Source organism: Bailinhaonella thermotolerans (assembly GCF_003594875.1).
GTDB classification, from domain to species: Bacteria; Actinomycetota; Actinomycetes; order Streptosporangiales; family Streptosporangiaceae; genus Bailinhaonella; species Bailinhaonella thermotolerans.
Genome location: NZ_QZEY01000013.1, coordinates 145,282 through 165,201, shown reverse-complemented (window position 1 = coordinate 165,201; position 19,920 = coordinate 145,282). Strand labels below are relative to the sequence as shown.

The following is a 19,920-nucleotide window of genomic DNA, read 5'->3' as shown; positions in this document are numbered from 1 at the left end:
GTCACTCCTTGAGCGTGAGCGCGGCCTTGGGGCAGGACCTCACCGCCTGGCGGACCTTCTCGTGCAGCTCCGCGGGCGGCTCGGGCAGCAGGATGTGGAGCTCGTCGTCGTCGTCCAGCTCGAAGACCTCGGGCGCCAGCCCCACGCAGACGGCGTTGGCCTCGCAGACCAGGGGATCGACCTTGACTTCCATCGGGTGTCCTCCTCGCGTGGGCTCAGGCGAGCTTACGGTGGTCCCAGGACACGACGCGCGCCGGTTCGACGACGAAGCCGACCCGCTTGCGCGCGGTCTGCTCGACGTAGCTCCGCAGGTTCTCCTCGGGCGCGTCGCGCAGGTCCGCCATGCGCCGGGCGACCGCCATGCCGATGTCGAACACGGCCCCGGGGTCCTCGACCCGCTTGGCCGTGCCGTACAGCAGGACGCCGCGCAGGTCGAAGTACTCCTCGCCGGCCTCGATGAGACAGGTGACGCGCGGGTCGCGGGCCATGTTGAGCGTCTTCTGCGCCTTGGCGTACGTCCAGAAGCCGATCTTGCCCTCGACGAGCCCGTAGAACATCGTGACCAGGTGCGGGGTGCCGTCCGGGTTGATCGTCCCGAGCTGGAGCTTGCGCGAGCCTGCGATGAACGCGTCGGCCTCGTCGGGGCTCATGACTATGCGAGCGCGCTGATTCACGCAGCAAAGTAGAACACGTTCCACCAAGGGTGGCAAGGGTTGACAGAACTGTATTCGGCAGTGGCTAGTATCGGCGGATGAGTACCTGGCAGATGCCCCCCGACCTGCTCCGCGCGGCTGTCAAGGCCAAGGGCTTCATGCCCGCGGACGAGGGCCTGGCGCTCTTCGAGACGGCGTGTGAGTACGGCTCGCGCGGGCCGCTCTGCGAGATCGGTTCCTACTGCGGCAAGTCCGCCGTCTACCTGGGCGCGGCGGCGCGGCTCGCGGGCACCGTCGTCGTCACCGTGGACCACCACCGCGGCTCGGAGGAGATCCAGCCGGGCTGGGAGCACCACGACCCGTCCCTCATGGACCACTGCGTCGGCAAGATGGACTCCCTGCCCACCTTCCGCCAGACGATCGCCCACGCCGGCCTGGAGGACGAGGTCGTCGCCGTGGTGGGCCGCTCCGAGACGGTGGCGCGCCTCTGGAACACCCCCCTGGCCATGCTCTTCATCGACGGCGGCCACTCCGAGGACCCGGTGCGCGCCGACTACGAGGGCTGGTCCCCGCACGTCATGCCCGGCGGCGCCCTCGTCTTCCACGACATCTACCCCGACCCCGCCGACGGCGGCCAGGCCCCCTACCGCGTCTACCTCGAAGCCCTGGCCACCGGCGCCTACAAGGAGGTCCGCCACACCGGCTCCCTCCGGGTCCTGGAACGCCTCTGACCTCGGTGGCCGCCTCCCTCTCGCCGTGATCCCGCGATTCCGCTCCCGCGCCGCCTCCGGCTCCGGCCGAGGGAGGGGGCGGGGCGGGATCGCGAGATCACCGGCACCGGCGGCCCGCGGTCCCGGCGGCGTCAGCTCACGCGTACCGGGGAGCAGCCGCAGGCCTCCGACGGTTCCAGGAGGTGGGAGCGGGCTCCCGCCGTACGGAACAGCGACGCGGCAGGGGTGGCGTCCGACAGGGCGTCGGCGGCGAGGATGACGGCGGCGGCCGTGTAGCCGCTGCGCTCGTGCGGGTAGTGCTTGCGGTTGGCGTACTGCCAGCCGGTCCAGTAGCCGCCGTCCTCGTGGCGCAGGTGCTGCATCCAGGTGAACAGGCGCAGGGCGCGCTCGCGGTCGCCCAGGGCGTCCAGGGCCAGCACCAGCTCGCACGTCTCCGCGCCGGTCACCCAGGGTTGGTCGGACACGCAGCGGCAGCCCAGGCCCGGCACCACGAACGTGTCCCACTCGCCGGCCAGGCGCTTCTCCGCGTCCGGGCCGCGCAGGGCGCCGCCGAGGATCGGGTAGTACCAGTCCATCGAGAAGCGGCTCTTGTCGGCGAACGCCTCCGGGTGCGCCACGAGCACGTGGCCCAGGCGGTCGGCCGCGACCTCCCAGTCCGGCTGCGGCTCGCCGAGGTGGTCGGCCAGCATGACCCCGCAGCGCAGGCCCTGGTAGATCGACGAGCAGCCGGTGAGCAGCGCGTACGCCGAGGGCACGCCCGCCGCGGACCGTTCCCAGACGATCTCCCCGCGCGTCGTCTGGAGATCGACGACGAAGTCCAGCGCCCGCCGTACGTGCGGCCACATGAGCGCGGCGAACTCGTCGTCCCCGGTGAGCAGCAGCTCGTGCCAGACGCCGACGGCCAGGTATCCGGCGTGGTTGCTCTCGCCGTTCGCCTCCACGGCCTCGCCCTTGACCAGCTTCATCGGCCACGAGCCGTCGGCGCGCTGGGTCGCGCGTGCCCAGGCGTACGCGGCGCGGGCCTCCTCGCGCAGGCCGGCGACGCTGAGGGCCATCGCGCACTCGACGTGGTTCCAGACGTCCACGTGGCCCCCGGGCCACGGCACGCCCCCGTCGGGCTCCTGGATGGCGGCGATGCTGCGTGCGGTCTGGATCACCTGCTCGGCGGTGATCACGCCCGGTACCGCGGGGATCTGCGGAACCGTCATCCGGGCTTCCGCACGTACAGGACGACGCTCTTGCCGATGAAGGGGTTGAGCACGGCCTCGGCGATCCTCGTCGCCGGCGGGCGCTTCATGATGTCCCAGACCAGGATCTGGTGGTACGCCTTGGCGAGCGGGTGCTCGTCGTTGTTCACCCCCACGGCGCACTTGATCCACCAGTACGGCGCGTGCAGCCCGTGCGCGTGGTGGTGGGGGCCGACGCGGAACCCGGTGGACTTCAGCTTGGCCGACAGCTCGGCGAGCGTGTAGATCCGGATGTGGCCGCCGGGGGCGGTGTGGTAGTCCTCCGACAGCGCCCAGCAGATGCGCTCGGGCAGGAAGCTGGGCACGGTGATCGCGGCCATGCCGCCGGGCTTGAGCACGCGGTAGAGCTCGCGCATCGCGGCCATGTCGTCCGGGATGTGCTCCAGCACCTCCGAGGCGATCACCTTGCTGAACTCCCCGTCGGGGAACGGCATGTCCAGCGCGTCGCCGACCACGGTCTCGCCGGTCGCGCCCTCGGGCACCTCGCCCGCCTTGTCCATCGCCGCGAACATGTCGGCCACCCCGGCCAGCTCGTCCGCGTTCATGTCGAAGGCCACGACGTCGGCGCCGCGGCGCAGCACCTCGAAGGCGTGCCGGCCCCCGCCCGCGCCGAGATCGAGCACGCGGTCGCCGGGGCCCACGGGCAGCCGCCCGAAGTCGACGGTCAGCACTTATGCCGCTCCCTTGTTCTTCCGGATCGCTTCTTCGTAGATCTCCGCGGTGCGGGCGGCGACCGCCCGCCACGTGTAGCGCTCCTGGACCCGCTCGTAGCCCTTGGCGGCGTACTCCTCGCGCAGCTCAGGCGAGTCGTGCAGGCGCTTGAGGGTGGCGGCCAGCTCCTCCACGTCGCCCGGGGGCACCTGGATCGCGGCGTCGCCCACGACCTCGGGGAGCGCGCCGGTGCGGCTGGCGACGAGCGGGGTGCCGCTGGCCATGTGCTCGACGGCCGGGAGCGAGAAGCCCTCGTACAGCGACGGCACCACGGCGATCTCCGAGGTGGCGATCAGCTCGCCCAGCTCCTCGTCGCTGATGCCGTGCACGAAGCTCACGCGGTCGCGCAGGGACAGCTCGTCCACGAGCGTGTCGGTGGGGCCGCCGGGGGTGGGCTTGCTGACGACCGTCAGCGTGACGTCGCGCTCGGTCGCGAGCTTGGCGACCGCGCGCAGGAGGGTGGCCACGCCCTTCATCGGGGAGTCGGCGCTGGCCACGGCCACGATGCGGCCCTTGACCTTGGGCAGCTCGGGGCGCGGGTGGAAGAAGCGGGTGTCCACGCCCAGCGGGATCAGCCGCATGTTCTCCCGGGGCACGTGGAAGTCGCGGTGGATGTCGTCCAGGCTGGACTCGGACACCGTCAGGATCGGGTTCAGCCGGGGCGCGACGATGCTCTGCATGCGCACGAAGCCGTACCACCGGCGCATGCTGATCTTCTTCAGGCCCTTGGCGGCCTTCAGCTCGATGCGGCGGTCCACGCTGATCGGGTGGTGGATGGTGCCCACGACCGGCAGGCCCAGCCGCTTCAGGCCCAGCAGGCCGTACCCGAGGACCTGGTTGTCCTGGACCACGTCGAAGTCGCGGCGGCGCTTCTTGAGCTCGCGGAGCGCGCGCAGGCTGAAGGTCAGCGGCTCGGGGAAGCCGGCCGTCCACATCGTGGCGACTTCCAGGACGTCGATCCAGTCGCGGTACTCGTGCAGGCTCGGCGTGCGGAACGGGTCCTCGTCGCGGTAGAGGTCCAGGCTCGGCACCTTGTTGAGGATCACGCCCTCGTCCAGCTCGGGGTACGGCTGGCCGCTGAACACCTCGACGTGGTGGCCGAGCGCGACCAGCTCCCTGCTGAGATGACGGACGTACACACCCTGGCCGCCGCAGGTGGGCTTGCTCCGGTAGGAAAGCAGGGCGATCCGGAGTGACACTTGCGGGCACCCCCTCTCGACACGCCACACGCCTTCTGATCCGAGCCTTGATCACGGGCTCGGAGAACTTGACCTTAGCTTGCGGACCTTACCATTGGGCAGTCCGGGGGGTACGGAGATGTGTAGGTTGTTCCCCCGATAGGTCTTATATGCGCTGAGCTGCGTCTATGTCACGCTATGAGACTGGATGTATGAAACGTGTTCTAGGTCATAGTGCACCAGCCTGCCCTGGTCGGGGTACATTCGGCGCTCAAGACCAATTTCACCGCACTTTGTAGGGAGGCCCCGTTGGCCAGGCGTGCGCTGATCACCGGCATCACCGGGCAGGACGGCTCCTACCTCGCGGAGCACCTGCTGGCGCAGGGCTACGAGGTCTGGGGCCTGGTCCGCGGCCAGGCCAATCCCCGCGTCAGCCGTGTCCGCGCCCTCCTGGAGGACGTACGGCTCGCGCGCGGCGACCTCCTCGACCAGGGCTCCCTGATCTCGGCGGTGGAGAAGGTCCAGCCGGACGAGGTCTACAACCTGGGCGCGATCTCGTTCGTCCCCATGTCCTGGGAGCAGGCGGAGCTCACCGCCGAGGTCACCGGCATGGGCGTGCTGCGCATGCTGGAGGCCATCCGCGTCTACTCCGGCATCTCTGCCTCGCGCACCCCCGGCTCCGGCCAGATCCGGTTCTACCAGGCGTCGTCGTCGGAGATGTTCGGCCAGGTCCGCGAGACCCCGCAGACCGAGCGCACCCCCTTCCACCCCCGCTCGCCGTACGGCGTGGCCAAGGCGTACGGGCACTTCCTCACCCAGAACTACCGCGAGTCCTACGGGATGTTCGCGGTGTCCGGCATCCTCTTCAACCACGAGTCCCCCCGCCGGGGCGCGGAGTTCGTGACCCGCAAGGTGTCCCTGGGCGTCGCGCGGATCAAGCTCGGCCTGGCCGGTGAGCTCCGCCTGGGCAACCTCGACGCCCGCCGCGACTGGGGCTACGCCGGCGACTACGTGCGCGCGATGCACCTCATGCTCCAGGCCGCCGCCCCCGAGGACTACGTCATCGGCACCGGCCGCACGCACTCGGTCCGCGAACTGGTCGAGGCGGCCTTCACCGCGGCCGGCCTCAACTGGCGCGACCACGTCACCTACGACCAGGCCCTCACCCGCCCCGCCGAGGTGGACCTCCTCTGCGCCGAGCCCAAGAAGGCCAAGGACCAGCTCGGCTGGGAGCCCGAGGTCTCCTTCGAGCGCCTCGTCACCATGATGGTGGAGAGCGACATCCAACTCCTCTCCCAAGGCGGCAGCGCCGACGAGGAATACGGCTGGTAGACGTCCTCGGCCGTCTTCCGGCGGGCCGCGGGTCATGACCACGATCCCCGCGGGCGGTCGCGCCGGCGCGTCCCCGGGGCATGCCTCGCTGCGGCGCGCAGCAGGGCCTTGCGGATCTCCTGGGCCTCGTCCGTGCCCGGTGCCCAGCCGCGGTCCATCAGCTTCTCCGTGACGTGCTCGATGAGGCGGTGAGGGCTGCCGAGGATGTCCCCCTTGCGCACCGGGATGATCAGCCATCCGGCCTCCGCCAGCTCGCGGCGCCGCCGCTCGTCGTGCTCGCGCTGGCGGGGGGTCGTGTGATGCGCGGCGCCGTCATATTCGACCCCCACCCGGTACTTCCGCCAGCCCATGTCGATGAAGACCCACCGCCCGTCCGGCAGCGGCACGTGGATCTGGGGCTCCGGCCGTGGCAGGCCGTACTCCGTGAGCAGCGCCCGCGTCCAGCTCTCGCTCGGGGACTGCGCCCGGGGGTCCGCCAGCTCGATCAGGTCGCGTAGCCGCCGCGCGTTGCGCCGGCCCGAGAGCCCCTGGGCACGCCGCAGGAGGTCCTCCCGGTCCACCCCGATCCGGAGGAACCGATCGAGCGCGGCCAGCGCCTCCATCCGGGGCAGCCAGCGCCCGCAGTCCAGCGCCGTCCGTGCCTTCGTCGTCACCCACATCCCCTTCTCCCTGGTGACGTCGCCGGCCGGGAGCTCGCCCTGGTAGACGGCGCAGCCGGGCCGCCGGGCGGGCGTGTGCCCGCGCGGCACCATCAGCTCGACGTCCCAGGCGTCGGGGTGGCGGCCCGGGGGAAGCACGTCCACCCCCCACACGAAAGCGGCGGTGCGGCGGCACACCACCGCGGGCGGGCGGCTCACCCGCGCGTAGAGACCCGCCCTGCTGATCAGGTCCCGCCGCGCGTCGGCGAACAGATACCCGCCGTTCGTGAGCCGGGCCGGCTCCCGCGCGGTGAGCGACCGCCCCCGCCGCCGGCCCGCCCCGCCCCGCTCTCCGCCGGAAAGAACGTTCTCGCCGATCTCCATACCCCGATGCTGCCCCCGCGGCCCCCGTCCCCGGAGCCTCCAGCCCCCGCCTGTGGATAACCCCGCCCTCCCCTCGCCGTGATCATGCAGTTTTAATCACAACCTGTGCGCAAAACCGCATGATCACGGCGAGGGAGAGGCGCGGGTCGCCGCGCTCACGGCGTCACGCGGCCTGGGGTTGGGGGATGGGGGCGGTGGGAGGGGTTAGGCGGGGTAGGTGGCGAGGGGGATGAGGGGGGTGGGGGTGGGCGGGGGGCCGTCGGAGAGGCGGGCGACGGTGGCCTGGAGGAGTCTTGCCTCCTCCAGGTGGGGGAGGGGGTTCTCCACGCCCTCCGCCGGCTCCAGGAGCGCTGTGAACTCGGGGTTTTCGGGGTGGCGGTAGTATCCGAAACGTACGCCTTCGGGGCGGCCGGCGTTCAGCGCGGCGAAGGTCGCGGCGACGGCCTTCTCCACCTCGGGGATGCTCTCGTCGTTCACCCGGAACTGGATGATCATCACGGGCATGCGCGTCTCCTCGCCTCGTGTCGGATGGGTCCTCACCTCTACGACGACACGTACGGGCGGAAGGTGACCGATGGACGAGCGGGATCGGCTGGCCGAGCGGTTCAGCGGGGAGCGCGGGCGGTTGCGGGCGGTGGCCTACCGGATGCTCGGCTCGCTCGACGAGGCCGATGACGCGGTGCAGGAGGCCTGGCTGCGGGCCGATCGGGCCGGCGCCCGCGAGGTGGCCAACGTGGAGGCGTGGCTCACCACGATCGTCGGCCGGATCTGCCTCGACATGCTGCGCGCCCGGGGCCGGCGGCCCGAGTCCCCGGTGGATCTGGCCGAGCTGGACCTGCCCGAGGGGCCCCGGATCGGGTCGGACCCGGAGGCCGAGGCCGAGCTCGCCGACTCCGTGGGGGCCGCGCTCCTGGTCGTCCTCGGGACCCTCGGCCCCGACGAGCGGGTCGCCTACGTCCTCCACGACATGTTCGCGGTCCCCTTCGCCGAGATCGCCGAGATCGTCGGCCGCACCCCGGCCACGGCCAAGAAGCTCGCCAGCCGGGCCCGGGCGCGGCTCCACGGGGCCCCCGCCGTACCCGCTCCCGAGCTGGCCCGCCAGTACCGGGTGGTGGAGGCGTTCCTCGCGGCGTCCCGCGAGGGCGACCTGGACGCCCTCCTGGCGGTCCTCTCGCCCGACGTGGTCCGCCGCCGGGGCCCCGCCCTCCGCGCCGAGCTCCGGGGCGCCGAGGCCGTGGCCCGCGAGACCGTCGGCAACCGCCACCGCGCCCGCTACGCCCACCCCGCCCTCATCGACGGCGCTCCCGGCCTCCTCCTGGCCCCCCACGGCCGCCTCCTCCTGGCCCTCCGCCTGGAGATCACCGGCTCCCGCGTCACCGAGATCGCCGTCATCACCGCGCCCGACGACCTGGCCGCCCTGAACCTGTCCCTCCCACCCCGCTGAACCACCTGACCCTCCGAGGCAGGAGCGGGTGATATCGGCCGCCCCCTGGTGACGTGAGTACGGCGGGTGGGGGAGGCGATGGTGGTCCCAGCGCGGCGGGTACGGCGGGCGGGGGAGGCGCCGCGGTCCCGGTTCGGCTTGTACGGCGGGCCGGGCGCCCGCCGCGGGCCCCGGAGCGCGAGGGGGCCCGCCGTACCCGGGGGCCGGACGGGGGTCAGAAGGCGACGGGGAGTTCCTTGAGGCCGTTGATGAAGTTGGAGCGCAGGCGGCGGGCGGGGCCGGTCTGGCGGATGCCGGGGAGCTTCTCGGCGATGACCTCGAAGAGGACGCGGAGTTCGAGCTTGGCCAGGTGGTTGCCGAGGCAGAAGTGGGCCCCGCCGCCGCCGAAGCCGATCTGGGGGTTGGGGTCGCGGCCGATGTCGAAGGCGCCCGGGTCGCGGAACACCGCCTCGTCCCGGTTGGCGGAGGCGTAGAAGACCACGACCTTGTCGTTCTCGGCGATCTTGACGTCGCGCAGGACCGTGTCACGCGTGGCCGTACGGCGGAAGAGGTTGACCGGGGTGACCCAGCGCACGATCTCGTCGGCGGCGCCGGGCAGCAGGGAACGGTCGGCCAGCAGCCGCTCCCACTGCGCCGGGTGGTCGAAGAACGCGAGCATGCCCCCGGACGCGGCGTTCCTGGTCGTCTCGTTCCCCGCGACGATCAACAGCAGGAAGAACAGGTCGAACTCGTCCCGGGAGAGCACGTCGCCGTTCTCGTCCGGCTGGAGCAGCCGGGTGACCAGGTCGTCGCGGGGCCGGGCGCGGCGCTCGGCGGCGAGGGCGTCGGCGTACGCGTGGATCGCGAGGGCGGCGTCCCTGCCCTGGTCGGGGGTGGGCTGGTACTCGGGGTCGTCGCCGCCGATCAGGCAGTTGGACAGGTCGAAGAGGAGGTCGCGGTCGCTCACCGGGGCGCCGATCAGCTCGCAGATGACGTAGAGCGGGAGCGGCGCGGCGATGTCCCGGACGAAGTCCGCCTCGCCCCGCTCCCGCACCTGGTCCACGAGGTCGTGGCAGATCTCCCGGACGTGCTGTTCGAGCCGGCCGATCGTGCGCGGCGTGAAGCCCCGGTTGACCAGGGCCCGCCTCCGCGTGTGCTCGGGAGGGTCCTGGTTGAGCATCATCAGGCGCTGCATCTCGATCTGCTCGGACGGCAGCTCGGGGAACAGCGCCAGCCGCCGGTGCGACGAGAACAGCTCGGAGTGCCGCGAGACGTGGACGACGTCGTCGTACCTGGTCACGGCCCAGAACGGCGGCCAGCCCCGCTCGGGGTCGCCCTCGTGCCGGTGCACGGGGTCCTCACGGCGCAACCGCGCGAACCACTCGTGCGGGGCGCCGTCGCGGGCGTACACGTCGGGATCGACCAGGTTCACGGCGGTTCCTCGGGAGGTGTCCGGCGTGCTCCCCGCGCCCGGGAGCGCCCGGCCGGGACTGCCGGGCACTTTGAGTAGAACACGTTTCAGCCGGTCGGTCGAGGCGCCGGCGCGAAACTGCGCCCCGATCCCCTCGTGACCGCCGATGGCGTCCGCGCGGCTCAGGTCAGCGAGTAGAACAGGGTCCCGTCGCCGTCCGTACGGCTGGCGCGGCCCCGCCGTTCCAGGAGGCGCAGGTGCGCGGCGGCCTCGGCGGCGGCCAGGCGGCGGAGCACCGGCGGCAGCTCCTCCCACGGCTTGTTCCAGCGCATTCCCCGGGCCGTCTCCCACAGCGTCAGCGGGCGCGCCGCCTCGCCCAGCACGTCCAGCAGCTCGGCCAGCCGCTCCTCGTGGTGGTCGGCGATCTCCCGGGCCCGCGCCGCGGTGCCGTGGAACGTCCACTGGTGCGCGGGCAGCGCCTCCAGCTCGCCCAGCGAGGCGATCCTGGCCAGCGAGGACAGGAACTCGCCCAGCGGGTCGGCGTCGGGGTCGTCGAGCGGGAAGAGCCCGATGTGCGGCGTGATCCCCGGCAGCACGTGGTCGCCGGTGAACAGCCGGTCGGCGTCCTCCAGGTGCAGGCAGATGTGCCCGGGGGAGTGCCCGGGCGTCCAGATCGCCCGCAGCCGCCGCCCCGGGAGGTCCACCAGCTCCCCGTCGGCCAGGTCACGGTCCGGGGCGGCGGGCGGGTCGACCACCTCCCCGAGCACCTCGGCGGTCTCGTCCTCGTCCGCGCCCGCGCGCCGCAGCATCCCGGCCTGGAATCCCCGGTGCGTGCCGTCCGCGACCACCTGCCGGAACAGCCGCACGATGCGCGCGTCCGCCTCGTGCATCGCGATCCACGCGCCGGACGCCTCGCGGACCCGCCCGGCCAGCCCCGCGTGGTCGGGGTGGTGGTGCGTCACCACGACCCCGCGCACGCCGGCCACGTCCATCCCGATCGCGGCGAGACCCGAGGAGAGCGCCGCCCACGCGTCCGGATGCGACCACCCCGCGTCCACCAGGACCGGCCCGCCCGCGCTCTCCAGGGCGTACACCAGGGTGTATCCGAGCGGGTTGCCCGGGATGGGCACCGGGACGCTCCACACCCCGCCGCCCAGGTCCGCCGGGCTCAGCTCGCTGTACGGCCTGCGCCCACCGCCGGCGGCGCGCCGGGGGTTCAGAGCCGCTCCAGGATCGTCGCGGTGGCCAGGGCCCCGCCCGCGCACATCGACACGAGCGCGGTGGAGGAGTCCGACCGCTCCAGCTCGTTCACCGCGGTGGTGATCAGCCGCGCGCCGGTCGCGCCGACCGGGTGCCCGAGGGCGATCGCGCCGCCGTTCACGTTCACCTTGTCCAGGTCGGGTTCGTGCACCGACGCCCAGGAGAGGACGACCGACGCGAACGCCTCGTTCACCTCGTACCTGTCGATGTCACCCATGGTCATCCCGGCCTGCTCCAGCACCCGCGAGGTCGCGTCCACCGGCCCGTCCAGGTGGTAGTACGGCTCCGCGCCGACCAGCGCCTGCGCGACCAGCCGGGCCCGGGGCCGCAGCCCGTGCGCGCGGGCCAGGCTCTCGCGCATCAGCAGCACCGCCGACGCCCCGTCCGAGATCTGCGACGACGTGCCCGCCGTGTGCAGCGCGTCCGGGCCCATCACCGGCTTCAGCGCCGCCAGCCCCTCGACCGTGGTCTCCCGCAGCCCCTGGTCGCGGGTCACCGTACGGCTCTCGCCCGTGGGCGTCCCGTCCTCGCCGAGCACGGGCGCGTCCACCGGGACGATCTCGCGGGCGAAGCGGTCGTCGGCCCACGCCTTGGCCGCGAGCCGCTGCGACCGCGCCCCGAACTCGTCCAGCCGCTCACGGGTCAGCCCGCGCCGCTGGGCGATGCGCTCGGCCGCCTCGAACTGGTTGGGCAGGTCGATCGGCCAGTCGTCCGGCCGGGGCCGCGCGGGCAGCACGTTGCTCCCCAGCGGCACGCGGCTCATCACCTCGACCCCGCAGGCCACGCCCGCGTCGATCACGCCCGCCTCGATCATCGCCGCCACCAGGTGCACCGCCTGCTGCGACGAGCCGCACTGCGCGTCGATCGTGGTGACCCCGGTCCGGTACGGCAGGCCCGCGTAGAGCCAGGCGTACCGTCCCACGTGCCCGCCCTGCTCACCGGCCTGCGAGACGCACCCGGCGAACACCTGGCCGACGAGCCCCGGATCGAAACCGGTTCTCGCGAACACGCCACGCAGCGCCTCCGCCAGCAGCGCCTGCGGCTTCAGCCCCGCCAGCCACCCGTTCCGCTTCCCGAACGGCGTCCGCACCGCCTCAACGATCACCGCCGAACCCACACCCGCCACCCCTTTCCGAATCCCGACTCAGCCGAGACTGTAACCCGTTCTACTTTCCAGCGGAAGGCCGTCCCGCCCGGCCCGGCTCCTCCTCCCGCCTCGTGATCTCGCGACTCCGCGAGGGCGGGGTGTGGTCGCCGTGGCTCGGGGTGGTGCCGGCGGCGGCGCGGGATCGCGAGATCACGGCATGGGCCGGGTGCCGGGGTCAGAAGGCGGCGAGGAGCTTGTCGGCGGCGGTTTCGATGCGGCGCTGGATCTGGTCGAGGGTGCGGCGGCCGCGGAGCATCTCCAGGAGTTCGTGGACCCAGACGCTGGCGAGGCTGGCGACCACGTCGTACTGCTCCTCGGTGGCGTCCTCGGGGGAGAGGCCCGCGGTGCTGACGCGGAGGAGGAGGGTGGCCATCCGGTCGCCGAAGGGGGTCTCGACCTCGGCCATGATGAGGGAGCGGATCAGGGCGTCGGCCAGCTCGGGCTCGCGCATGAGGCCGCGGGTGGCGCGCATGAGGACGTCCACGGCGCGGCCGGCCGGGGTGGCGGCGCGCGGGGGGCGGCGCTCGATGCTGCCCTCCAGCAGGTCGATCTCCTCGCCGACCACCGCCACGACCAGGTCCATCTTCGACGGGAAGTAGCGGTAGAGAGTGCCGAGGGCGACGCCCGCGCGCTCGGCGACCGTGCGCATCTGCATGGCCTCGACCCCGCCCCGTGAGGCGAGCGCCGCGGCGGCCTGGACGATGCGCTTGCGCCGCTGGTGCTGGCTGCGCGACCGCGCGCCGGCAGGGGCGACCGTGGTCGCGTCGGTGTTCACGTGCGGTGCCCCCTCGAGGTCGTGCCCCGCCTCGCCCGGGTCGCGGGCGGCGGGCCCGTATGAGAACGGTATGAGAACACGTTATCTGATCTGCCGCCTTCGCGCCCTGTTACTCACCGGTCACTAACCTGCCTGCGTGTGCACGGCTTCGAGTGGAGCGCCGTTCTAGATCGTCTTCGTCCCGCGTGATCCCTGGACACGGAATAGAATCTGTTCTAGTTTGCGGATCGGGCCGACCCGTACACGAGGAGCCGCGATGACCGCGTCCGGTGGTGAAGCGCAGGTCGGACCCGCCCCCGATCCGGGCACGCTGGCCGGGCTGATCTGGGCGCGGGCCGAGGACGACCGTCCCTGCCTGGCCTTCGAGGACCGTCGCTGGACCTGGCGGGAGTACGTCGCCGAGTGCGGCCGCCGCGCCGCCTGGCTCGACCTGCGGGCGGCGGCCGTACGCCGGGCCGGTCCCGGGCGACGGGCGCTGCACGTCGGGGTGCTCCTCGACAACGTGCCCGAGCTGCTGTTCCTGCTCGGCGGCGCGGCGCTGGCCGGGCACGTGATCGTCGGGCTCAACACCACGCGCACCGCCGCCGAACTGGCCAGGGACGCCGCCGCCACCGACGTGGACGTGCTCGTCGGCGAGCCCGCCCACGCGGTCGCCACCGCCGCCGTCAGCGCGGAGACCGGGATCCCGGCGCTGGACGCGGGAGAGGTGGCCGCCGAGGCCGCCCGGCTCGCGCCCGCGCCGCCGGACCCGGCCGTCGAGCCCGGCACCCTCGTGATGCTGATCTTCACCTCGGGGACGTCGGGGCGCCCCCGGGCGGTCAAGGTCACCCAGCGGAAGATCGTCGTGCCCGGGGCCTCGCTGGCGCGCGTCCTCGCCCCGGACGACGTCGTCTACTGCTCGATGCCGCTCTTCCACTCCGGCGCGATCATGGCCGCGTACGCCCCGGCGGTCGTCAGCGGCGCGAGCGTCGTGCTCCGCCGCAGGTTCTCCGCCTCGGGCCTGATCCCCGACGCGCGCGCGTACGGCTGCACATACCTCCACTACGTCGGCAAGGCCCTGTCGTACGTCCTCGCGACGCCCGAGCGCGACGACGACCGCGACAACCCGCTCAAGATCGCCTTCGGGAACGAGGGGAGCGCCGCCGCCACCCGCCGCTTCGGGGAGCGCTTCGGCTGCCACGTGATCGACGCCTTCGGCTCCAGCGAGACCGCCATCGCGATCCCGCCCGACCCCGCTGGCCCGCCCGGCAGCCTCGGCCGGCTCCCGGAAGGCGTGCGCGTCCTCGACCCGGCCACCGGCCGCGACTGCCCGCCGGCCGAGTACGACGAGCACGGCCGGCTGGCCAACGCGGGCGAGGCGGTCGGCGAGCTGGTGAACACCTCGGGCCTGGGCCTGTTCGACGGGTACTACAACGACCCCGAGGCCGACGCCGAGCGCGTCCGGGACGGCTGGTACTGGAGCGGCGACTACGCCTATGCCGATAAGTCGGGATACGTGTTCTTCGCCGGTCGCGGCACCGACCGCCTCCGCGTGGACGGCGAGAACCTGGCCGCCGCACCCGTCGAGGCCGTGATCCGCGAGTGCCCCGGCGTGGTCGAGGCCGCCGTCTACCCGGTGCCCGACGCCGCGGCCGGGGACCAGGTGATGGCCGCGCTGGTGCTCGCCGGGACCGTGGACCCCGAGGCGTTCCCCGCGGACCTCGCCGCGTTCCTGGCCGCCCGCCCGGACCTCGGGCCCAAGGCCGTACCCCGGTATGTCCGGATCGCCGGGGACCTGCCGCAGACCGCCTCCCACAAGGTGATCAAGCGCGCCCTGGCCGCCGAGGGGTGGACCTGCGCCGACCCGGTCTGGTGGCGGCCCGGCCGCGACCTGGCCTACCGCCGGATGGACGACGACGACCGCGCGGCCATCGCGAGCGAGTTCGCGGCGCACGGCCGGGCACATTTCCTAGAGAGCGGGAGCTGACGTGGATTTCAACCTCGACGAGACCGCGGAGGAGCTCAGGACGCTCGCCGCCGGCCTGCTCGCCAAGGAGGCGGCGACCGACCGCCTGGAGGCCCACGAGCGCGGCGGCGCGCCGTACGACGCCCAGACCTGGACGGCGATGGCGCGGGCCGGGCTGCTCGGCGCGGTGGCCCCCGAGGACGTGGGCGGCGCCGGGCTGGGGCCGGTCGAGATGGCCGTGGTGCTGCGCGAGGTGGGCGCGCACGTCGCCCCGGTGCCCGCGCTGCCGACCCTGGTGGCCGCGCTGGTCATCGGCCGGTACGGCACGGCGGCGCAGCGCGAGCGGCTGGCCGGGCTGGGGACCGGCGAACTGGTGCTGAGCGTGGCCATGCGGGAGCCGGGCGGCGACGGGGTGACGGCGGACGCCGAGCCCGACGGCGACGGCTTCCGGCTGACCGGGCGCAAGGCGTTCGCGTCGTACGCCGAGCAGGCCGAGGCGATCCTCGTGCCGACCCGGCGGGGGGTGTTCCTGGTCGAACCCGGGCGAGTGGACCTGAACCCGCACCCGGCCGCCACCGGCGAGCCCATGTCCGCCTTCGACCTGAACGGCGTGCGCGTGCCCGCCGGGGCCCGCCTGGGCGAGGGCGCGGGGCCGGCGTTGCGGGCCGTCTCCTACGCCGCGATCACCGCCACCGCCTCCGGCGTGCTCGACGGCGCGCTCAGGCTGACCACCGAGTACACCCGGTCCCGGCGGCAGTTCGGGCGGGCGCTGGCCGAGTTCCAGGCCGTGACCATGCAGATCGGCGACGTCTACATCGCCAAGCGCGCGCTCGACGTGGCGATGTGGGCGGGCGCGTGGCGGCTGGCCGAGGGGTACGAGGACGCGGGCGAGGTGCTCGCGATCGCCGCCTACAACGTGTGCGACCCGGCGCTCAAGGCGCTCTACACCTGCCAGCACCTGCACGGCGGCATGGGCCTGGACGTCACCTACCCGCTGCACCGGTACTTCGCCCTCGGCAAGCACTGCGCCCACCTGCTCGGCGGCGCCGAGGCCCAGCTCGACATGATCGGAGCCCTCGCCTGATGTTCATCGACCTGACCGACGAGCAGAAGAAGCTCCGCGCCGAGCTGCGGGAGTACTTCACGACCTGCCTGTCCGACGAGGACCGCAAGAAGATCGCCAAGGACCCGTTCGGCGACCACTACATGGCGCACTGCAGACGCCTCGGCCGCGACGGCATGCTCGGCATCGCCTGGCCCAAGGAGTACGGCGGGCGCGGCTACGGCCCCCTGGAGCAGCAGATCTTCGCCAACGAGATCGCCCGGGCCGAGGTGCCGTACCCGATCATCACGCTCAACACGGTCGGCCCCACGCTCATGCAGTACGGCACGGCGGCGCAGAAGGAGTACTTCCTGCCGCGCATCCTGGCCGGCGAGTGCCACTTCGCGATCGGCTACAGCGAGCCCGACGCGGGCACCGACCTGGCCTCGCTGCGCACCACGGCGGTCCGCGACGGCGACCACTACGTCGTCAACGGCCAGAAGACGTTCACCTCGGGCGCGCACTACGCCGACCACATCTGGCTCGCCGCGCGCACCGACCCGGCGGCCAAGAAGCACAAGGGCATCTCCATGCTCATCGTGAGCACGAAGGACCCGGGCTTCTCCTGGACCCCCATCGTGACCATGGACGGCCGCCACCACACCAACGCGACCTACTACTCCGACGTGCGCGTGCCCGCGGACATGCTGGTCGGCGAGGAGAACAAGGGCTGGGACCTGATCGTCAACCAGCTCAACCACGAGCGGGTCACGCTCGGCCCCGCCGGCAACATCGGCCACACCTACGACCGCTTCGTCCGCTGGGCCGCGGCCAAGCCCGGCCGCGACGGCCGCCCGCTCATCGAGGAGCCGGCCGTACGGCGGGCCATCGGGCGGGTCTACGCCTACCTGCGCGTCAACGAGCTGCTGAACTGGCAGGTCGCGGCCAACATGGACCTGGGCTGGCTGGGCGCCCCCGACGCGTCCGCCACCAAGATCTACGGCTCGGAGCGCATGCAGGACGTCGGCCGCGTGGTCGGCGACGTGCTCGCGCGGTACGGCGACCCGTCCGACCCGGAGACCGCCGAGTTCATCGACCGCCTCGACCACGGGGTGAAGGGCGCGATCGTGCTCACCTTCGGCGGCGGCGTCAACGAGGTGCAACGCGAGCTGATCACCATGCTGGGCCTCCAGCTCCCCCGCCCCCCGCGCTGACCCGCGCGCCGCCCGCCCACGCCGTACGGCGACGCGGGCGGGCCGCCGTACGCCCGGGGCGGCGCGGCCGGAGGGGACCTTGGGGAGGGGCGCGGAGGCGCTTTCGCGAAGGAGAGGGATGACGACGGTTTCGGATGGCGACCTGGAGGCGCTCGCCGAGCGGCTGATCGCCGAGGGCGAGGTGCGCGGCGAGCCGGCCGCCGACCCGGTGAACCTGCCGATGATCCGGCACTGGGTGGACGCGATGGGGGACACCAACCCGATCTACACCGACCCCGTGTTCGCCGCCGCCGGCGTGCACGGGGAGATCGTCGCGCCGCCCGCGATGGCCCAGGTCTGGACGATGCCGGGGCCGCGCGGGGGCAAGACGACGCGCTCCACCGTGGACGACCTGCTGGCGGCGGTGAACGCGGCGGGGTACACCGGCGTGGTGGCGACGAACTGCGAGCAGACCTACCACCGGTACGCCCGCCTCGGCGACCTCCTCACCCCGGCCACCCGGCTCACCTCGATGATCGGGCCCAAGCTGACCGCGCTCGGCCAGGGGTACTTCGTGACCTGGAACGTCACCTGGTACGACGCCGACGGCGAGCCGGTGACCGAGATGCTGTTCCGCGTGCTGAAGTTCCGCCCGCGCACCCGCGGCGAGTCCGGCAACGGCGCGGCCTCCCGCGAGGCCGCCGCGACCGCCGCGCGTGAGGCCGCGTCCCGCCCCGCCGCGCCGGGGGCCACCGCTCAGGCGGAGGGCGGCGGTCCGGCGAAGGGCTCCGCCGGGCCGGGGTCAGGCGGCGGGCGGCGGCCGTACCCGCTGAAGCCCGCGAAGAACCAGGACACGGAGTTCTTCTGGGAGGGCGTGGCGGCCGGTGAGCTGCGGATCCAGCGGTGCGGCGACTGCGGCGCGCTGCGGCACCCGCCCGGGCCGATGTGCCTGGCCTGCCGGTCCACCGCGACCGGATACACCGTGGCGGCCGGGACCGGCGAGGTGTACAGCTACGTCGTGCACCACCACCCGCCGGTGCCCGGGCGCGAGACCCCGTTCGTCGTCGCGGTCGTCGCGCTGCCGGAAGGGGTGCGCGTCGTGGGCAACGTCGTGGACTGCGCGCCGGAGGACGTCGGGATCGGCCTGCCGGTCCGGGTGACGTTCCAGGCGATGGACGACGAACTGACCCTGCCCATGTGGACGCCGCTGGACGAGCCCGCGGGAGGTACCCGGTGACGAGAACGCTGACCGAGGCCGACGCCCCCGCCGGCACCGTGCTCCCCGAGCTGGCGATCGAGCTGACGCCGACGCTGATCATCTCGACCGCGCTGGCGACGCGGGACTTCCAGCCGGTGCACCACGACCCCGAACGCGCCCGCGCGCAGGGGTCCAAGGACATCTTCCTCAACATCCTGACCACGATGGGCCTGGTCGAGCGGTACGTCACGGACTGGGCCGGACCGGAGGCGATCCTGCGCGGGATCAAGGTCAAGCTCGGGGTCCCGGCGTACGCCGGGGACACGCTCGTCTTCAGCGGCCGCGTGGTCGAGGCGGAGGGCGGCGAGGTGACCGTGGAGGTGCGCGGGACCGACAGCCTCGGCGACCACGCCACCGCGACCGTGCGCCTCACCCTCCCGGCAGGGGGGCGGTCATGACCTTCGTCCGTCGTACGGCCGTCGCGGGCGTCGGCGCCACCGACTTCTCCAAGAACTCCGGCCGGTCCGAGCTGCGGCTGGCCGCCGAGGCCGTGTGCGCCGCCCTCGACGACGCCGGGCTCACCCCGGCCGACGTCAACGGCCTCGTGACGTACACCCAGGACACGAACCAGGAGATCTCGGTCGCCCGCGAGGTCGGCGTCGGGGACCTGACGTTCTTCTCCCGCGTGCACTACGGCGGCGGCGCGGCCTGCGGCACGGTCATGCAGGCGGCGATGGCCGTGGCGACCGGCGTGGCCGACGTGGTCGTCTGCTACCGCGCCTTCAACGAGCGCTCCGGCCGCCGCTTCGGCCAGCCCGACGCCCGCCTCGGCGGCGAGCCCAGCTCACAGGGCCTGGAGATGAGTTGGCACGTGCCGTACGGGCTGATGACCCCGGCGGCGTGGGTGGCCATGTTCGCCCGGCGGTACATGCACACCTATGGCGCGACATCGGAGGACTTCGGGCGGGTCGCGGTGGCGATGCGCCGCCACGCCGCCACGAACCCCGCCGCCTGGTTCCACGGCCAGCCGATCACCCTCGACGAGCACCAGTCCTCCCGCTGGATCGTCGAGCCGCTGCACCTGCTCGACTGCTGCCAGGAGAGCGACGGCGCGGTGGCGCTGGTCGTCACGTCCCTGGAGCGGGCCCGCGACCTGCGCAGGTCTCCGGCCGTGATCGCCGCCGCCGCGCAGGGGGCGGGCGCCGGGCAGGCGATGATGACCAGCTACTACCGGGACGACATGAGCGGCCTGCCCGAGATGGGCGTGGTGGCGCGCGGGCTGTGGGCCCAATCGGGCCTGACCCCGGCGGACGTCCAGGCGGCGATCCTCTACGACCACTTCACCCCGTTCGTCCTGTCGCAACTGGAGGAGCTGGGCTTCTGCGGGCGGGGCGAGGCCCGCCACTTCATCGCGGACGGCGGCATCGAGCTCGACGGGCGCCTCCCGGTCAACCCGCACGGGGGCCAGCTCGGCGAGGCCTACATCCACGGCATGAACGGCATCGCCGAGGCGGTCCGCCAGCTCCGCGGCACCTCGGTCAACCAGCTCCAGGACGTCACCAACATCCTGGTCACCGCCGGCACCGGCGTCCCGACGAGCGGCCTCATCCTCACCCGCGACTGACCCCGGCCCACGGTCCCCGCCCGCGGTC

General features: G+C 73.0%; 20 protein-coding genes. 9 read left to right on the top strand and 11 right to left on the bottom strand.

Annotation, left to right across the window (positions count from 1 at the left end):
- Position 1: 1 nt before the first annotated feature.
- Both D5H75_RS27820 and D5H75_RS27815 read right to left on the bottom strand, forming a co-directional pair.
- On the bottom strand, positions 2 to 193 hold the full coding sequence (locus D5H75_RS27820; protein WP_119929504.1) for a ferredoxin: 192 nt from the start codon (positions 191 to 193) through the stop codon (positions 2 to 4).
- 22 nt (positions 194 to 215) lie between these two features.
- Positions 216 to 674, bottom strand: coding sequence for a pyridoxamine 5'-phosphate oxidase family protein (locus tag D5H75_RS27815; protein ID WP_119929503.1), 459 nt, complete (start codon positions 672 to 674; stop codon positions 216 to 218).
- Between the two features lie 77 nt (positions 675 to 751).
- Between D5H75_RS27815 and D5H75_RS27810 the strand changes: the two genes are divergently transcribed.
- The gene (locus tag D5H75_RS27810; RefSeq protein ID WP_242454558.1) at positions 752 to 1,384 is read left to right on the top strand and encodes a class I SAM-dependent methyltransferase; all 633 of its coding nucleotides are present in this window, start codon (positions 752 to 754) and stop codon (positions 1,382 to 1,384) included.
- 131 nt (positions 1,385 to 1,515) lie between these two features.
- On the opposite strand, the gene D5H75_RS27805 is transcribed toward D5H75_RS27810, so the two are convergent.
- The 3 genes from D5H75_RS27805 to D5H75_RS27795 are packed head-to-tail and all read right to left on the bottom strand — an operon-like array spanning position 1,516 to position 4,541.
- Complete coding sequence (locus D5H75_RS27805; protein WP_119929501.1) at positions 1,516 to 2,592, bottom strand: prenyltransferase; 1,077 nt, start codon at positions 2,590 to 2,592, stop codon at positions 1,516 to 1,518.
- The gene (locus D5H75_RS27800) at positions 2,589 to 3,302 is read right to left on the bottom strand and encodes a class I SAM-dependent methyltransferase (RefSeq protein WP_119929500.1); all 714 of its coding nucleotides are present in this window, start codon (positions 3,300 to 3,302) and stop codon (positions 2,589 to 2,591) included. Before D5H75_RS27800 ends, D5H75_RS27805 begins: the two co-directional genes overlap by 4 nt.
- Positions 3,303 to 4,541, bottom strand: a complete 1,239-nt coding sequence (locus D5H75_RS27795) for a glycosyltransferase family 4 protein (protein ID WP_242454557.1) — start codon at positions 4,539 to 4,541, stop codon at positions 3,303 to 3,305. It lies immediately after the preceding gene.
- A gap of 288 nt (positions 4,542 to 4,829) precedes the next feature.
- Here D5H75_RS27795 and D5H75_RS27790 point away from each other — a divergent pair, with 288 nt between their 5' ends.
- On the top strand, positions 4,830 to 5,852 hold the full coding sequence (locus tag D5H75_RS27790; RefSeq protein WP_119929498.1) for a GDP-mannose 4,6-dehydratase: 1,023 nt from the start codon (positions 4,830 to 4,832) through the stop codon (positions 5,850 to 5,852).
- Between the two features lie 32 nt (positions 5,853 to 5,884).
- Here the strand turns inward: D5H75_RS27790 and D5H75_RS27785 are convergent, their stop codons facing one another.
- Both D5H75_RS27785 and D5H75_RS27780 read right to left on the bottom strand, forming a co-directional pair.
- Positions 5,885 to 6,874: a DUF559 domain-containing protein gene (locus tag D5H75_RS27785; RefSeq protein ID WP_119929497.1), complete on the bottom strand. Its 990-nt coding sequence runs from the start codon at positions 6,872 to 6,874 to the stop codon at positions 5,885 to 5,887.
- A gap of 204 nt (positions 6,875 to 7,078) precedes the next feature.
- Positions 7,079 to 7,378, bottom strand: coding sequence for a hypothetical protein (locus D5H75_RS27780; protein ID WP_119929496.1), 300 nt, complete (start codon positions 7,376 to 7,378; stop codon positions 7,079 to 7,081).
- A 70-nt stretch (positions 7,379 to 7,448) separates the two neighbouring features.
- Here D5H75_RS27780 and D5H75_RS27775 point away from each other — a divergent pair, with 70 nt between their 5' ends.
- The gene (locus tag D5H75_RS27775) at positions 7,449 to 8,318 is read left to right on the top strand and encodes a sigma-70 family RNA polymerase sigma factor (protein ID WP_119929495.1); all 870 of its coding nucleotides are present in this window, start codon (positions 7,449 to 7,451) and stop codon (positions 8,316 to 8,318) included.
- Positions 8,319 to 8,532: 214 nt separating this feature from the next.
- Here D5H75_RS27775 and D5H75_RS27770 read toward each other — a convergent pair whose 3' ends face one another.
- The 4 genes from D5H75_RS27770 to D5H75_RS27755 all read right to left on the bottom strand — a co-directional run bounded on the left by D5H75_RS27770 (position 8,533) and on the right by D5H75_RS27755 (position 12,890).
- The gene (locus D5H75_RS27770; RefSeq protein ID WP_202638570.1) at positions 8,533 to 9,729 is read right to left on the bottom strand and encodes a cytochrome P450; all 1,197 of its coding nucleotides are present in this window, start codon (positions 9,727 to 9,729) and stop codon (positions 8,533 to 8,535) included.
- A 161-nt stretch (positions 9,730 to 9,890) separates the two neighbouring features.
- Positions 9,891 to 10,838: an MBL fold metallo-hydrolase gene (locus D5H75_RS27765; RefSeq protein ID WP_242454556.1), complete on the bottom strand. Its 948-nt coding sequence runs from the start codon at positions 10,836 to 10,838 to the stop codon at positions 9,891 to 9,893.
- Between the two features lie 86 nt (positions 10,839 to 10,924).
- Positions 10,925 to 12,085, bottom strand: coding sequence for a steroid 3-ketoacyl-CoA thiolase (locus tag D5H75_RS27760; RefSeq protein ID WP_119929493.1), 1,161 nt, complete (start codon positions 12,083 to 12,085; stop codon positions 10,925 to 10,927).
- A gap of 205 nt (positions 12,086 to 12,290) precedes the next feature.
- Positions 12,291 to 12,890, bottom strand: a complete 600-nt coding sequence (locus tag D5H75_RS27755; protein ID WP_119929492.1) for a TetR family transcriptional regulator — start codon at positions 12,888 to 12,890, stop codon at positions 12,291 to 12,293.
- Positions 12,891 to 13,146: 256 nt separating this feature from the next.
- On the opposite strand from D5H75_RS27755, the gene D5H75_RS27750 reads away from it, so the two are divergent.
- From D5H75_RS27750 to D5H75_RS27725, 6 genes are all read left to right on the top strand, one after another.
- Positions 13,147 to 14,856 (top strand): AMP-binding protein, encoded by a 1,710-nt coding sequence (locus D5H75_RS27750; protein WP_119929491.1) that lies wholly within the window; start codon positions 13,147 to 13,149, stop codon positions 14,854 to 14,856.
- Position 14,857: 1 nt separating this feature from the next.
- The gene (locus D5H75_RS27745; protein ID WP_119929490.1) at positions 14,858 to 15,919 is read left to right on the top strand and encodes an acyl-CoA dehydrogenase family protein; all 1,062 of its coding nucleotides are present in this window, start codon (positions 14,858 to 14,860) and stop codon (positions 15,917 to 15,919) included.
- Entirely contained in the window at positions 15,919 to 17,091 is a 1,173-nt protein-coding gene (locus D5H75_RS27740; RefSeq protein WP_119929489.1) for an acyl-CoA dehydrogenase family protein, read from the top strand. Before D5H75_RS27745 ends, D5H75_RS27740 begins: the two co-directional genes overlap by 1 nt.
- A gap of 118 nt (positions 17,092 to 17,209) precedes the next feature.
- Complete coding sequence (locus D5H75_RS27735; protein ID WP_119929488.1) at positions 17,210 to 18,307, top strand: bifunctional MaoC family dehydratase N-terminal/OB-fold nucleic acid binding domain-containing protein; 1,098 nt, start codon at positions 17,210 to 17,212, stop codon at positions 18,305 to 18,307.
- On the top strand, positions 18,304 to 18,726 hold the full coding sequence (locus D5H75_RS27730) for a MaoC family dehydratase (protein WP_242454555.1): 423 nt from the start codon (positions 18,304 to 18,306) through the stop codon (positions 18,724 to 18,726). The genes D5H75_RS27735 and D5H75_RS27730 overlap by 4 nt, the downstream gene beginning before the upstream one ends.
- Positions 18,723 to 19,892, top strand: coding sequence for a lipid-transfer protein (locus D5H75_RS27725; RefSeq protein WP_119929487.1), 1,170 nt, complete (start codon positions 18,723 to 18,725; stop codon positions 19,890 to 19,892). Before D5H75_RS27730 ends, D5H75_RS27725 begins: the two co-directional genes overlap by 4 nt.
- The last annotated feature ends 28 nt before the right edge of the window (positions 19,893 to 19,920 follow it).

What these genes read in the sequence shown, in the direction of transcription:
- D5H75_RS27820 (WP_119929504.1), bottom strand. Translation starts at nt 193, where the DNA reads ATGGAAGTCAAGGTCGATCCCCTGGTCTGCGAGGCCAACGCCGTCTGC.
- D5H75_RS27810 (WP_242454558.1), top strand. Translation starts at nt 752, where the DNA reads ATGAGTACCTGGCAGATGCCCCCCGACCTGCTCCGCGCGGCTGTCAAG.
- D5H75_RS27805 (WP_119929501.1), bottom strand. Translation starts at nt 2,592, where the DNA reads ATGACGGTTCCGCAGATCCCCGCGGTACCGGGCGTGATCACCGCCGAG.
- D5H75_RS27785 (WP_119929497.1), bottom strand. Translation starts at nt 6,874, where the DNA reads ATGGAGATCGGCGAGAACGTTCTTTCCGGCGGAGAGCGGGGCGGGGCG.
- D5H75_RS27780 (WP_119929496.1), bottom strand. Translation starts at nt 7,378, where the DNA reads ATGCCCGTGATGATCATCCAGTTCCGGGTGAACGACGAGAGCATCCCC.
- D5H75_RS27775 (WP_119929495.1), top strand. Translation starts at nt 7,449, where the DNA reads ATGGACGAGCGGGATCGGCTGGCCGAGCGGTTCAGCGGGGAGCGCGGG.
- D5H75_RS27750 (WP_119929491.1), top strand. Translation starts at nt 13,147, where the DNA reads ATGACCGCGTCCGGTGGTGAAGCGCAGGTCGGACCCGCCCCCGATCCG.
- D5H75_RS27740 (WP_119929489.1), top strand. Translation starts at nt 15,919, where the DNA reads ATGTTCATCGACCTGACCGACGAGCAGAAGAAGCTCCGCGCCGAGCTG.
- D5H75_RS27735 (WP_119929488.1), top strand. Translation starts at nt 17,210, where the DNA reads ATGACGACGGTTTCGGATGGCGACCTGGAGGCGCTCGCCGAGCGGCTG.
- D5H75_RS27725 (WP_119929487.1), top strand. Translation starts at nt 18,723, where the DNA reads ATGACCTTCGTCCGTCGTACGGCCGTCGCGGGCGTCGGCGCCACCGAC.